The sequence below is a fragment of the Desulfobaculum senezii genome, assembly GCF_054657395.1.
In genome coordinates this window covers 299293-313700 of record NZ_BAAHYU010000004.1, presented here as the reverse complement: position 1 = coordinate 313700, position 14408 = coordinate 299293, and the positions used below count along the sequence as shown (strand labels likewise).

The 14408-nt window shown below is 61.8% G+C and carries 6 protein-coding genes; 5 read left to right on the top strand and 1 reads right to left on the bottom strand.

Annotation, left to right across the window (positions count from 1 at the left end):
- Positions 1 to 26: 26 nt before the first annotated feature.
- Complete coding sequence (locus ACYQ2T_RS16310) at positions 27 to 929, top strand: hypothetical protein (RefSeq protein ID WP_459901938.1); 903 nt, start codon at positions 27 to 29, stop codon at positions 927 to 929.
- A gap of 99 nt (positions 930 to 1028) precedes the next feature.
- Here the strand turns inward: ACYQ2T_RS16310 and ACYQ2T_RS16305 are convergent, their stop codons facing one another.
- Complete coding sequence (locus ACYQ2T_RS16305; protein ID WP_459901937.1) at positions 1029 to 4067, bottom strand: response regulator; 3039 nt, start codon at positions 4065 to 4067, stop codon at positions 1029 to 1031.
- Between the two features lie 343 nt (positions 4068 to 4410).
- On the opposite strand from ACYQ2T_RS16305, the gene ACYQ2T_RS16300 reads away from it, so the two are divergent.
- The 4 genes from ACYQ2T_RS16300 to ACYQ2T_RS16285 are packed head-to-tail and all read left to right on the top strand — an operon-like array spanning position 4411 to position 14324.
- Positions 4411 to 5613 (top strand): sensor histidine kinase, encoded by a 1203-nt coding sequence (locus tag ACYQ2T_RS16300; RefSeq protein WP_459901936.1) that lies wholly within the window; start codon positions 4411 to 4413, stop codon positions 5611 to 5613.
- A gap of 1 nt (position 5614) precedes the next feature.
- Positions 5615 to 6916: a response regulator gene (locus tag ACYQ2T_RS16295; protein ID WP_459901935.1), complete on the top strand. Its 1302-nt coding sequence runs from the start codon at positions 5615 to 5617 to the stop codon at positions 6914 to 6916.
- A 24-nt stretch (positions 6917 to 6940) separates the two neighbouring features.
- Positions 6941 to 8488, top strand: a complete 1548-nt coding sequence (locus tag ACYQ2T_RS16290) for an HD domain-containing phosphohydrolase (RefSeq protein ID WP_459901934.1) — start codon at positions 6941 to 6943, stop codon at positions 8486 to 8488.
- A 43-nt stretch (positions 8489 to 8531) separates the two neighbouring features.
- Complete coding sequence (locus tag ACYQ2T_RS16285) at positions 8532 to 14324, top strand: transporter substrate-binding domain-containing protein (RefSeq protein WP_459901933.1); 5793 nt, start codon at positions 8532 to 8534, stop codon at positions 14322 to 14324.
- The last annotated feature ends 84 nt before the right edge of the window (positions 14325 to 14408 follow it).

The following is a 14408-nucleotide window of genomic DNA, read 5'->3' as shown; positions in this document are numbered from 1 at the left end:
CCCTGATACAAGGAAAGGAGTTGACCGTGGACGAGATGATACGGCGGGTTGCCGACGAGGTGGCCCGCTGGCTGGGCGAGGCGCATGACCCCGCCCCGGCGCTGACCCATTACGCTGAGGTGACGCTGGGGACCAGCGAGGCCGCCGCCCTGCGCGGCGCCTTGGCCGACCCGGACCACCCCGAGAGGGAGGTCCTGCTGGAGCTTCTCTTTTTCCCCGACTACGCCCTGAAGGTGCAGGTTGAACCGCACGTGGCCGAGGGAGGCGCCACCGGGCTGGATGATGCCGTCACGCGCGAGGTACTCGCCCGCGTGCAGGAAGGGCGCTTTGTGCTTGCAGGTGGCGAGGTGCTGACCGTACCCCTGAGCGAAGAGGCCGTCTTTGGATTAGTGCGCCGCCTTCGCACAGGGGCGACGCCGCCACAGGATGTGCGCCGCGCCGCCTCGCAGCGGCTGGACGCGCAGATGGCCGTCCGGGCGGGGGTGCTGTTTCGCCATGCACGCCTTGAGTGGAGCTTGGAGCAGACGAACTTCGTTGTGGACGCTCTGCGCAATCTGCCGCAGGCGGGCGAGGAGATGCTGGATATGCTCGGCTGGACGGCGGCCTTCCTTGGCGCGCTGGGTGCTGGGCAGGACATCTTGGACGGCTTGCGCGTGCGGTGGCGGGAGGCCTACCGCAATTTGGGCCGTGCGGAGCGCTTTGCCAAGGCGCTTGCCTCGTCCAACTACGAGACCATGATTATGCAGGGCATCCGGGAGCCGCATTTTGATACCGAAACCCTGCGCGAGGATATGTACCGCGCGGATGAGTTGGCCCGCGCCGTGTTTCGGGAGTCTGTGGTGGAAGTGCAGGGCGAAGGCCTCCGCGATGTGGGCTCCATCGAAACCGCAGACGATATGCACCGCGTCTTGGGCCTGATGGGGATGTAGGCGCGACCGCTTTTGCCTCCCCGTGGCCGGACAGGCCGCAACGTTTTTGCGCCCCCGCATGATTGTGCGGGGGCGTTGTCTTTTGGGTTGGCGCGGTGGCTATGGGCAGTGTGGCTGGTAGGACTCTCCGGTGGCGCTTCCGTTTGCTGTTTTGCCCTGAACGGCGGCGTCTATGGCCCGGCGCAAGGTATTGGGGCGCAGCGGCTTGGCAACAAACCCGTTCATCCCCACATGAAGAAGGCGCTCCATGGTGCCCTTCATGTTGTTGGCGGTCATGGCAACAATGGGTGTTGGCGTGGTGGTCTTCGTTGCGTCCTCGTGCTGGCGGATGAGGGCCGTGGCCTCAATGCCGTCAAGCTCGGGCATTTGGATGTCCATGAACACAAGGTCGAAGGGTTCGCGTTTGAAGGCCTCCACAGCCTCGCTGCCATTGGGGGCGATGGTGACGGTGTGGCCAAAGTTTTCCAGCATGCTCCGGGCGACGTTTTGGTTGATTGGGGTATCCTCGGCCAGCAGGATGCGCAAGGCCGGAGTCGTGGCGCTTGTAGGCGGGCCTTCGCTACTGGGCAGGCCGTCCAGACAAGGGGGCGTGTCGTTTTCCACCCCAAAGGCGACGGCGAGCGCCTTCATGAGCACAAGCGTTTCTACGGGTTTGGGGATGCAGATAATGTTTTTCTTTTGCGCTGTGGCGTAGGCGACAAGCCGCCCTGTGGCGTTGAGCATGATGGCGCTGAGGTCTGGCTGGCCGGTTGCGCCGCGCACGTCTTCCGCCATGGCGATGCCGTCTAGCCGGGGCGGGCGGTGGTCCGTGATGAGTGCAACACGTTTGGGCGCTCTTTGTGTGATGATGGCGGCGGCCTCGTCGGCGGACTCCGCCAAGTGGACATCCACGTCCCAGAGCCGGAGCTTGGTATGCAGCAGCTGCCTGCTTGTGGGGTTGTCGTCCACCACAACGGCCAGTGTGTCCCGGAAGAGGGCAGGGGCAGGGTAGTCCGTTGCTTGCAGGGCGTCCTCTTCGGCAAAGTCCAGCAGGATATTGAAGGAAAACGTGCTGCCCTTGCCCTGTGTGCTGGTAACACCGATGCTACCGCCCATAAGTTTCGTCAGCTGGGCGGTAATGGCAAGCCCCAGTCCGGACCCGCCATAGTGGCGCGAGGTGGACGTATTCTCCTGCTCGAAGGATTCAAAAATATGGGCGATGCGGTCCGGGGCAATGCCAATGCCCGTATCCGACACCGAGACGTCGATCCGCAGCCGATCGTTGTGCATTGTGTGGCGGACGCGCAGGAGAATGTCGCCATGCGCGGTGAATTTGATGGCATTGCTGACAAGGTTCAGCAGAATCTGCCGCAGGCGTGTGTCGTCACCCACCACATGGTCCGGCACGTCGTGGGCGAAGTCGATGAGCAGTTCCACATCCTTGTCCGCCACCAGTGGCGCTTGGAGGGTGATGACCTCCTGCAGGCACTGCCGCAGGCTAAAGGGTTGCACGTCCAGCGTCAGCTTGCCCGCCTCCACCTTGGAAAAGTCCAGAATATCCCCCAGCAGATTCAGGAGCGTATTGCCGGAGTTGCGGATGGTGCGCACGAATTCATATTGGTGCGGCGTCAGGGACATTTGCATCAGCAGTTCCGCCATGCCGATGACCCCGTTGAGGGGGGTGCGGATTTCGTGGCTCATATTGGCGAGGAATCTGCTCTTGGCTTGACTGGCCTGTTCTGCGGCCTTTTCCGCCTCCTTCAGCCGGGTGACGTCCGTTTGCGTGCCCACGGCGCGCAGGGCTGTGCCGTCCTCCGCCCGGCTGACAATGCGCCCGCGCGAGAGCACCCAGCGGTAGCCGCCAAGGCTGGTGCGCATGCGGAATTCAAGATTCCAGATGCCGTCCTGCGAGGAGAGGAAAGTGTTGAGCTGTTTTTCAACAAACTCCCGGTCCTCGGGGTGAATGAGGCTCACTGCCGCTTCCGGCGTGGCAGGGAGTGAGCCGGGACCGTAGCCCAACATTCTGAACCAGCCCGGGCTGTAGTAGACCTCGCCCGTCTCAAGGTCCCAGTCCCAAATGCCATCGGCGTTGGCGTCCATGGCGAGGGCGAAGCGTTCCTGACTTTTGCGGAGGGCAAGCTCTGCTGCCTTGCGCGCTGTAATGTCCGTCTGTGTGCCCATAACGCGGTAGGGCGCGCCCTTCACGTCGCGGTCCGTACCAATGCCCTTGAGCTGTATCCACCGCGTGTTCTTGTCGCGGTCCAGCAGGGGGATTTCCAGTTCAAAGCCATTGGTTTCGTTGTGGGCCAGCTCCACAATGCTGGCGGAGAGGCGGGCGCGCTCCTCGGCGGGGATATGTGTCAGCCACTCCTTCATGGTCTGCGGCCCTTGCGGCGGCGTGTAGCCCAATATGCCCAGCGAGCGCCTGCTCAGGTACAAATCGTCCGTTGTGATGTTCCAGTCCCATATGCCCTCGGAGGCGGCGTTAATGGCGATGGAGTAGCGCTCCTCGCTCTTTTGCTGCGCCTCGCGTGCGTCGCTGTAGGCGCGCCCCGTGGCCAGCAGCATGGCTGCGTGCTCCAGCGTTTCTCCATCGTCGGGGCTCCACGGCGGGGGGCAGTGAGTGCTGTCCGCTGTGATGAAACCAAAGGAAAGCCCCCCCGCGTGTAGTGGTGCGGTGATGAGGGCGGCTGGGTTCCAGCCCGGCGGCAAAAGGCCGGTGCCCATAGGCCCCTGCGTGTCGCAGGGGAAGGCCCTAGGCTTTCCTGCCAGTGGCGCTTTGGTGAAGTCCTTGTAGCTGTGCACCGGAATGTTGCGGATGATATCCGCGATGGGGCGTACCCCTTCGGCCGTCCATTCCTGAGTGATGTCAAAGCGCGTTCCCTCGCGCGTGAAGACGAGCAGGCAGACCCTGTCCGCTCCCAAAAATTCTCCCAGCAGACCAAGGGCCTGCTCCTGCGCGCTTGGTCCCGGATTGGCGATGAAGGTGCTGGCAATGTCCGCAAGGGCTTTGTTTCGCTCGCGCACGCGTGTGGAGCGGGCCTTGATGGACTCGTTCTCCCGCCGCATCGCATGCAACCGCAGCATAAGCCACGTGATGCAGGCGCACAGGATAATCCCCGCGCCGACGGTGGTGAGCAGAAGAGGGTCCATCAGCATGTTTGCTCCACTTTGGTCAGAGATGCCAAGCAGTATACACCATGCGCCGCATCAATGTCATGAGTCTGTGAGTTTGTTTGCCGAATTTCGCTAGAGGGAACTTGATTTTCCTAAACACGTCTTGCGTTTTTTCGGGCGGATGACATACTAGCCGATAGTAGGTGTGCCCTCGCTGTCTTTTCGCGCGAAAAGACGGAGTGGCAAGAATTTTCGGAGATTACAGTGACATGTGTACGTGGCGGTGGACGCGGCCGCCCATGGCGGAGCTTCGGATGTGACGGCTTATCGATATGAGCGCGTCCGGCGCGACGCCCTCTGACGCCAAAAGGGAGGAACCAGCCCCGTGCGTATTCTCATAGCCGAAGATGAGACCATACCACGCAATGTGTTGCGCAAGACCCTTGAATCATGGGGGCATACCGTTATTGAGGCCGCCAACGGAAGGGAGGCGTACGACCTGTATGCCGGGGTGCAGACGCCGGTGGATATGCTGGTGACGGACTGGATGATGCCGGAAATGGATGGGCTGGAACTAGCGCGGCGCGTGCGCCGGGCCAGTAATGAGACGCTGTATACCTATATCATCCTGCTGACTGCGAAGTCGGACATTGACGACATGGTCAGAGGGTTCAGGGAGGGCGAAGTGGACGACTATGTGGTCAAGCCGTTTGATGCCTCGGAACTCGAAGTGCGGCTGCAAGTGGGTGAGCGGTTGTTGTCTCTGGAGCGGACGCAGAGGGAGATAAACCGCTCGTTGCAGGAGTCGCTGGACGAGCTGCACCGCACGCAGCAAAAGCTGGTGCAGTCCGAGAAAATGGCGTCCCTTGGTGGACTGGTGGCCGGAGTCGCCCATGAAATCAATACCCCAGTCGGCCTGGGGCTTACAGCGGCCTCGTTTCTGGGGCGCAAGGTGCACGACCTGCGCGGCATGCTGCAGGAGGAGGCGCTGACGCGGTCCAAGCTGGAGGCGTTTTTGGATAACGTTGATGAGGCGTCACAATCCATTCTGACCAACCTCGGCCGTGCTGGGGAACTCATTCAGGGCTTCAAGAAAGTGGCCGTGGACCAGACCACCGGCGAAAAGCGCGCCTTTGGCGTGGCGGAGTACATCAGCGAGGTGCTCCTGAGCCTGCGGCATGAGTACCGCCGCGGCGGGCATGAAGTGGTTGTGGACTGTCCGGATGATTTGACCATTGAAAGCTATCCCGGCGCGTTTGTGCAGGTGCTGACCAATCTGGTCATGAACTCCCTGATGCACGGCTTTGAGAACCGCGAGAACGGCCAGATTACGATTGCCGCCCGCGAGGACGGCGACGACGTTGTGGTGGAATACACCGATGATGGCGCGGGTATGGACGCCAAAACCCTGCGGAACATGTACGAGCCGTTTTTTACCACCAAGCGCGCCCGTGGCGGAACCGGGCTGGGCATGCAGATTGTCTTTAACCTTGTGACGCAGAAACTGGGTGGGGACATCCGGTGCGAGAGCAGCCCCGGCGAGGGGACCCGCTTTTTCATAACCGTACCAAAGCTGGTGGGGAAGTAGCATGGGCAGACAAGGCTGGCCGCCAGACGATGAGCCTCGCGACGAGCGCCCCTTTGCCTTTGCCAGTGAAGGGCAGCAGCCCGAGGCGGATTCCGGCGCATGGAAGCTGCTTGTCGTGGACGATGAGCGGGAAGTGCACGCGCTGACCCGCCTTGTGTTGGGCGATTTTCGGTTTTTGGGACACCGGCTTCAGTTTTTGCACGCCTATTCCGCGCAGGAGGCGCAGGACATCCTGCGGCGGCACGATGACATCGCGGCCATCCTGCTGGACGTCGTTATGGAGACCTCCACGGCGGGGCTGGACCTTGCGCGCTGGGTGCGTGAGGACCTGAAAAATACCCTCGTGCGTATTGTCCTGCGGACGGGACAGCCCGGCGAAGCCCCGGAAAAGGCCGTTATCGAGCAGTACGAAATCAACGACTATAAGTACAAAACCGAGCTGACCGACGACAGGCTGTTTACGTCGATAACCACAGCCGTACGGTCCTACAGGCATTTGCAGGATCTTGAGGACAGCCGCAGGGAGCTTGAAGTGGCGCGGGACAAGGCAGAGGTGGCAAACCTCGCCAAGGATCAATTCCTCGCCAATATGAGCCACGAACTGCGCACCCCCCTCAACGGCATCCTTGGGCTGACCAATCTTCTGCTGGACGCCTCCCTCACCGGGCAGAACCTTGAATACTGCAAGATGATCAAAAAGTCCGGCGAAGGGCTGCTTGCCATCATCAACAATGCTCTTGAGCTCTCCAGCCTGCGCGAGGGCAGCCTTGAGCTTAATGAGCGTCCGTTCAACCTGCGGGCGGAGCTGCGCAAGGTCATTGAGGTGATGGAAATTCAGGCCGGGTGGAAGGAACTGGAACTGCGCTGGAGCGTTGACCACATGGTGCCCGAGCGCCTGCTGGGTGACCCGGCGCGGCTGCGGCAGGTTGTGGTGAACCTGCTCGTCAATGCCATTCGGTACACGGACAAGGGCGCGGTGAGCCTTGCTGTGCAGGAACTCACGCCGGACCTTGCCGAAAGCCTTGAAGGCAAGGCCCCCATGCCGCGCTGCGCGGACGGGGTGGCGCTGTTTTTTGTGGTGAGTGATACGGGGGTGGGTATTCCTGCGGATAAGCGCGAGCATATTTTTGAGCCCTTCGCGCTTGCCGAGGACTACATGACCAAGCGTTTATCCGGGGCGGGGCTTGGCCTTGCCATCACGCGGGACATTATCCAGCGGATGAACGGCGGGATTTGGGTCGAAAGCGACGAGCACAGTGGCAGCCAGTTCTATTTTTCCCTGTGCCTTCGCAGAACCGAGTAACGCAGACCGTGGGGTACGTTGCGTATGAGCCAAAGCAGGCAGAATGATCTCTTTGCTGCCGAGCATGAAGAAGAGCATGCGGTCCATGAGCCGGATTGGAAGCTCATGATCGTTGATGATGAAGAGGAAGTGCACACCGTCACGCGGATGGTGGTCCGGGACTTCACCTTCGATGGCCGCGGGTTTGAATGCATCAGTGCCTACACCGCCCGGGAAGGGCGGGAGCTGATCCGCCAGCATCCGGATACCGCGCTCATCTTGCTCGACGTCGTTATGGAGACGAATCAGGCGGGGCTTGAATACGTCAAATTCATCCGTGAGGAGTTGGACAACCAACTCGTGCGCATCATCCTGCGCACCGGGCAGCCGGGACACGCTCCGGAGCGGCAGGTCGTGGTGCAGTACGACATCAACGACTACAAGCAAAAGACGGAGCTCACGGAAGAGCGGCTGTATACGACCATCATCGGCGCGGTGCGGTCCTACAAGGACCTTGTGACCATTGAGCGCAGCATGCACGGGCTGGAGCGTGTTATTGAATCCTCGGGGCATCTTTTGGCGCAGCGGTCGTCGGACGAGTTCTGTCAGGAGTGGCTGCACGCGTTCAGGGACCTTGTGCGGCAGGAGTGCCGAAAGCATGCCCCGTGCGAGGCCGACGGCTTTGCCGTGATGGAACGTCATGGCGAAATGCCCATTGTGGCGGGCATCGGTCAATACCGCGAGCGCATTGGCCGTGATGCGCGCGAGATTGCGCCAGACGCCGTAAAGGCCATGCACAGCGCCACCCAAAATGGCGGTATCCAGCGCGACGGGCGGGCCTTTGCGGTGAGTTTTCAGGGAAAAAGCGACATCCCAAGCCATGTGTATTTGGAGTGCTGCCGTCCGCTGGAGGACCTTGAGCATCGGCTTCTGAGCATCCTTGGCACCAATGCGGGGATGGCCCTCGACAACCTCACCCTGAATCACGAACTGATCAACACCCAAAAAGAGCTTATTTTTACCCTTGGCGATGTGGTGGAGAGCCGCTCGCACGAAACGGCAAACCACGTGCGGCGCGTGGCGGAGTATTCATACTATCTCGCCATGGAATATGGCCTGGAGGAGCCCGAGGCCGGGCTGCTTCGCCTTGCCTCGCCAATGCACGACGTGGGGAAAATTGGCATTCCGGACTCCATCCTGCTCAAGCCGGGGCGGCTGACCAAGGAGGAGTTCGAGGTCATGAAGACCCACACCACCATCGGCTATAAAATCCTCAGCACCTCCGGACGCAAGATTATCCGTTCTGCGGCGGTGGTGGCCCTACAGCACCATGAGCGCTGGGATGGCGGGGGCTATCCCAATGGATTGCAGGGCGAGGAAATTCATATTTTTGGACGCATTACCGCGCTTGCGGATGTGTTCGACGCGTTGTCCTCACCCCGTGTGTACAAGGAAGCGTGGGAGACACAGCGCATTCTTGATCTGCTTCGCAAGGAGCGTGGCGGCTTATTTGAACCTGCACTTGTGGACCTTTTGCTGAGCAACCTTGATGCAATACACGCCATCCAAAAGGCCTATCCCGACGAAGGGTGAGGCCGGATTCTTTGCGCCGCACCGGGGCGGCCCACGCACCTGTATGGGGGCAAGGCTGTGTGCCGCCCTCGTCCTTGCGCTGGTGCTGTGCTGCGCTGTGGGCCGCGCGGCGTCGCAAGATGTGGAGGGCGCGGGAGGACCGCTCCGGGTGGTGTTTATGGATACCCGGCCCGTATACTTCCCGGGGCCGGATGGCGAGGCCCGCGGCATTGCCGTGGATTATTGGCAGATGCTGGCCGCACGCAGCGGCTTTGAGCTGACTTTTGCGTTTACGTCCATGGCCGAGGGACTCCGGCGCGTGGAGAATGGCGAAGCGGACATCCTTGCCGCGTATTTTCGCGTTCCGGGCATGGGGGAAAAGCTGGAGCCGGTTGGCCCGTATGCCCAGACCGGGCTGTACCTGTATTACGTCAAGGACGCCTTTGGGAATATGCCGCCCCAGCGCATCGCGGACCTCAATGGCTACGACATCGGCGTCATAGCCGGTAACGCCAACGAGGACATCATCCGCAGGGCGAACCTCGACAGCGACGTGACCGCCTTTAATGACTACCGCGAGCTGTGCCTTGCCCTTGCGGAGGGGCGGGTGGACGCCGCTGTGATGGCGCGCGAGGTGGCCTCGGCCTTTTTGGCGGAGGCAGGCGCGACCGGGCGTGTGAAGTTTGTCTCCCCGCCCGTGGTCAGCGGCAAGGTTTTCGCTGGCGTCAAAAAGGGCCGGACCGAGTTGGCAAGGCGGCTGAATGCCGCCATGGAGGCGGTGACGGATGAGGAAGTGGCCGCCGTCATCAGCGAATGGGTTGGGCATAACGCGGAGGCGCTTGTTGGCGAGCGCCAATTTGAGGAGCTGGGCGAGGTCAACGTGGCCCTGCCCGAGGCGTTGCCGCCGTATTCCATGAAGCGTGCGGGCAGAACGGCGCAAGGACTGCTGCCGGACCTGTGGCGGGCATGGAGTGTGCGCACGGGGGTGCCGGTCAACTTTGTCTATACCGAAGGCTGGGGCGAGACGGACCTGCGCGCGGGCACGGTGGATGTCATGCATATATTCCGGCAGGCGGACGAAGAGCCGTTGACCGGAGCCATGGATTTGCGGCTTCCGCTGTGCGTGGAGGAGAACTTTTTCTTTAGCCGCCAGCTCTACGGCGTCAAGACCATGGGGGACCTGCACGGGTTGCCTGTAGGATACTCTTGGCCTGTGCAAGAGGCCGTTGTGAGCGGACTTTCGCCGGAGATGCGCACCCTTTATCCGTCCATCAAGGAACTGGAAAAGGCGCTGACGCAGGATAATCTGTTGGCGTTTGTCCTGCCGGTGGAGACGGGCCTCAGCCTTTTGCGCGGTGCGGGGAAGCTGGAGGAGTTTAGTTACCATCAGGACCGCCCCCTATGGACGGGCGGCATCCATGCTGCCGTGCGCGGGGACGACGCGCTGCTCTTTCAGGCGCTGCGCGAGGGCATGGCGGCTATTGGGTCCGATGAACTGCGCTACATGCGCCGCAAATGGCACCCGAGGCAGAGCGTGGTGAGCGGCGGCTCCCTTTTGGTCGCGATGGACAGGTACAATCCACCCTTGAGCTTTGCCACGGACGACGGCCAGCCAGCGGGCTTGCTGGTGGACATCTGGCGGCTGTGGGCCGAGCGCAGCGGCCATGATGTCCGCTTCATCCTGAATGACCGGCACGACGTTATCCGCGATGTGCAGACCCGGATGGCCGACGTGGCCGCAGGGCTACCGAACGAGCCGGGCCAGTCGCAAAAGCTGGCCTTTGCCTCGCCCGTGTATGGCGAACAGTGGGCGCTGTTTTACCGTTCTGACAAATATGCCCCGCAGGCCCTGGACGACATGCTGGGGACAACCGCCGCCGTGGTGGACGACCCCGACGTTATCAAGGCGCTGGAGTGGGAAGCCCCGTACATCCGTCAGGTGCTGTTTCAGGACGTGCAGGGCGCGGTGGAAGCCGCCCTTGCTGATGGATTGGACGCCGTGGTCGGCCCGACCTTGGAGGTCCGCAAGGCGCTTTTGAAGCATGATTCGCAGGCGCTGTTTCAGAAGCTGGCCACATGGGAACATACGGATGAATTGCGCCCCGGCGTCGCCAAGAACAGTTCCAGCCTGCTTGCCGCCGTCAACGAAGGCTTTGCCAATATTTCGGACAACGAACTGCTGGAGCTGGAAAAGCGTTGGATTACCAACCCTGAGGACTACGTATACAGGCCGCGGGCCAAGGTGTTTCGGCTGACGGCGTGGGAGCGCGGCTGGCTGGCGCGGCATCCGTCGGTGACCCTTGGCGTGCCCCGCGACTATCCGCCCTTTGTGCTGGAGGACGAATCCGGCCGGCCTACGGGCATGGCGGTGGAGGTGGTGCGGCGGGTGGCGCAGCGCGCGGGACTGAGCGTGCGCATCGTCATGGTGGATGGCTGGGATGAGCTGATGCGGCAGGTACGCGGCGGCGTTCTTGATGGCATAGCCTGCGACGTGCCGACCTATGAGCGCGGCCACGGGCTGACCTTCTCCAAGGACTATGTGAAGACGCCGTGGGTCATTGTTGCGCGCGATGACGCGGACTACATGTCCGGGCTGGAGGACCTCATTGGCCGCAAGGTGGCCGCTGTGCGCAATGGTGCGGCGCACGATATCCTTGCGCGGTATCCTGAGATTGACGTCTTGGCCGTGGATTCTCCCGAGGCGATGTGGGCGGCGGTATCCTTTGGTGAGGCCGATGCCTGCCTCAGTAATTTTGCCACGGCCAGCTACTCCATCAGACAGCAGGGCATCACCAACCTGCGCGTTGCCAGCGTGCTGCAGCATGAGCTGCGTCTTGCCGTTGGCGTGCGCGAGGATTGGCCGGAGCTTGCGGGTATTGTGAACAAGGCGCTGGACTCCATCCCCCACGCCGAGCGTGAAGCCATCTTCCGCCACTGGGTGGGCGTGAAGGTACAGACCGGCATGGCGATGGGGCAGGTGTGGCGCATTGCTTTGCAGGCTGGGGGCGGCGTGCTCGTCGTATTGGTCCTTATCCTGTACTGGAACCGCCGTCTCGCGCGCGAGGTGCGCGAACGGCAACGCGCCGAGGCGGACCTGATGCGCAGCTTTGGCTTTATGCAGGTACTCCTCGACTGCTTGCCGATTCCGGTTTTCTTCAAGAACGAGGCGGGACGTTATGTCACCGTTAACGCAGCGTTTCTCGAGCTTGTGGCTAAGGAGCGCGAGGATGTTCTTGGCCGCAAGGAAGGCGAATGTGTGCCCCGCGACTTTGCAGAGCAGGGCATGCATGCCGATGGCGCCATCTTTGCGGGAGAGCACGCGGGGTTGACCTATGAGGCGGAGTACCTGCGCGAGGACGGGGCGCGCTTCGTCTTTATTGTGTCGCGGTCCATGGTGGAGCAGATAGACGGCGAGGTGGGCGTTGTGGGGGTGATGCAGAATATCACCGAACGCAAGGACACCGAGGACGCGCTTATGCGCAGCCAGCAGCGCTTTAAGATGGCGATGTCCGCCACAAGCGATGGCCTGTGGGACTGGAAGGTCGGCGAGTCTGCGGTCTATTTCAGCCCCGGCTTCTTGCATATGTTTGGGTATGAGGAAGGCGAGCTGCCCGCCAGTGTCGAAACGTGGACGCGCCTGCTGCATCCCGAGGACCGCGAGCGGGTGCTGGAGTCCTACCGGCGTCAGCTTGAGCGGGTGGAGCCCTTCCGCAACGACTACCGCATGCTCCATAAGGATGGATCCGTGGTTTGGGTGATGGGCCGCGCGCAGATTGTGGACGAAACCGGCAGCGGCACCGCCACGCGTGTGGTCGGGACGCATACGGACATCACCCACCGCAAGACCATTGAGGCGGAACTGCAAATCGCCAAGGAAGCCGCCGAAGGCGCCAACCGGGCCAAGAGCCAGTTCCTTGCCAACATGAGCCACGAGATACGCACGCCTATGAACGGTGTGATCGGTATGTCCGAACTGCTCCTTGGCACCGAACTTAGCCATATGCAGCGCGGGTATGTGGACTCCATCCGCGTTTCGGGCGAGGCGCTCCTTACCGTTATCAACGACATTTTGGACTTTTCCAAGATAGAGGCGGGCAAGCTGGAAATCGACGTTGTGCCCTTCAGCCTGCGCGACTCCCTGTACAACGACCTGCAGACCCTTGGCCCCCGCGCGGCGGAAAAGGGGCTGGAACTGATGATGCACATCGCCCCCGAGGTGCCGGACAGCCTTATGGGCGATCCCAAGCGCCTGCGGCAAATCCTTATCAACCTTGTGGGCAACTCCCTCAAATTCACCGAAAGCGGCGAAATCGTCATCAGCGTCGATTTCCGCGGCTTTGTGGACGACAAGGTCGACGTGCACTTCAAGGTGTCGGACACCGGCATTGGCATCAATCACGAGGACCAGCGCCGCATCTTTGATTTGTTCGTGCAGGCCGATGGCACCATTACGCGGCGCTACGGCGGCACCGGACTGGGGCTGGCCATCTGTACCCAGCTTGTCAGTCTGATGGGCGGCGAAATTTCCGTACAGAGCGAGCCGGGCAAGGGCAGCACCTTTAGCTTCAACGTGCTTATGGAAGAGGCGGACGTTGTTGTGCCCAGCCGTGCGGCCATTCCGGACGTGAGCGTGCTGGAGGGCGTGCGGGTGCTCATCGTGGACGACAGCGAGATGAACCGCCGCATACTGGCCGAAAGCCTCAAGCAGTGGAAGATGGTGCCGGTGCAGGCGTCCAGCGTGTCCGAGGCCGTGGGGCTGATGGAGGGCGCCGTGGTGCGCGGTCAGCCCTATGAGCTTGCCCTTGTGGACCGCGTCATGCCCGAGGCCGATGGGCTGGCGCTGATGGATACCGTGCGGCGGCGGCCCGAGTTCGCGGGGATGAAGATTATTATGCTCACATCGTCCGCCACGCAGGAGGAGGAGCGCAGGGCCCGCGCCCTTGGTGCGGTGGCGTGCCTTGTGAAGCCGGTGGGCCCGGCGGAGCTGCTGCGCAGTGTGGCACAGGCCCTTGGGAGCTGGGAGAACGTTGGGCTGGCGCGGCAGGCCAAAAAGCCCGAAGAGCTTGTGGCCTCGCGTGAGCTGCGCGTGCTTCTGGCCGAGGATACGCCCATCAACCAGAACGTGGCCAAGGCCATGTTGGCGACCTTTGGGCACACAGTGGCCATTGCCAATAACGGCGTAGAGGCGCTCAGCGCGCTGGATGAAGAGGAGTTCGACGTTATCCTTATGGACGTGCAGATGCCGGAGATGGACGGCGTGGAGGCCACGCGCATCATCCGTGAGCGGGAGCGGGAAACCGGGGAGCATATCCCCATCATTGCCATGACGGCCCACGCGATGAAGGGCGACCGCGAGCGCTTTGAGGCCGCGGGGATGGATGGTTTTGTCCCTAAGCCCGTGACGCCGAAGGAGATGTTTGACGCTATGGAAATGGTCGCCGCCGGGGACTACGCGGGAGCAACGCCTGCCAGCGATGCGGCGCAGGAAGCGGAGAACGGTATGCATACAGACGCGCCGGAACAGGACGCGCCCATTTTGGACGCGCGCCGAATGAAGGAGAGCTTTGGCGGTGAGCAGGACTTCCTGCGCGAAAACGCCAAGATATTCATCGACGAAGTGCCCCAGCGTCTTGATGAGCTTGAGACGGCGCTTCGGGACGGCGACACCAAGACCCTTGGCGAACGCGCCCACGCCCTGAAGGGGACGGTGGGGTGCTTTACCATGGGCATGCCCTTTGAGGTGTCGCAGCAACTGGAGCAGGCCGGAAAGAACGGAGATATCGCGGAAATACCGCGCCTGCTTGGCGAGCTTCGGCGCGGGCTGGATGCCATGGTTCGGGAATTACAGGATATCTGATTTTTGGGTGTGTGGCGCCATCGTAAAAGCTGTTTTTCGGTGGAATGATGCGGTGAAATCATGCTATTTTGACACGTGGGGGAA

Coding starts and splice junctions, on each gene's coding strand:
- ACYQ2T_RS16295 (WP_459901935.1), top strand. CDS start 5,615: ATGGGCAGACAAGGCTGGCCGCCAGACGATGAGCCTCGCGACGAGCGC.
- ACYQ2T_RS16305 (WP_459901937.1), bottom strand. CDS start 4,067: ATGCTGATGGACCCTCTTCTGCTCACCACCGTCGGCGCGGGGATTATC.
- ACYQ2T_RS16285 (WP_459901933.1), top strand. CDS start 8,532: ATGGGGGCAAGGCTGTGTGCCGCCCTCGTCCTTGCGCTGGTGCTGTGC.
- ACYQ2T_RS16290 (WP_459901934.1), top strand. CDS start 6,941: ATGAGCCAAAGCAGGCAGAATGATCTCTTTGCTGCCGAGCATGAAGAA.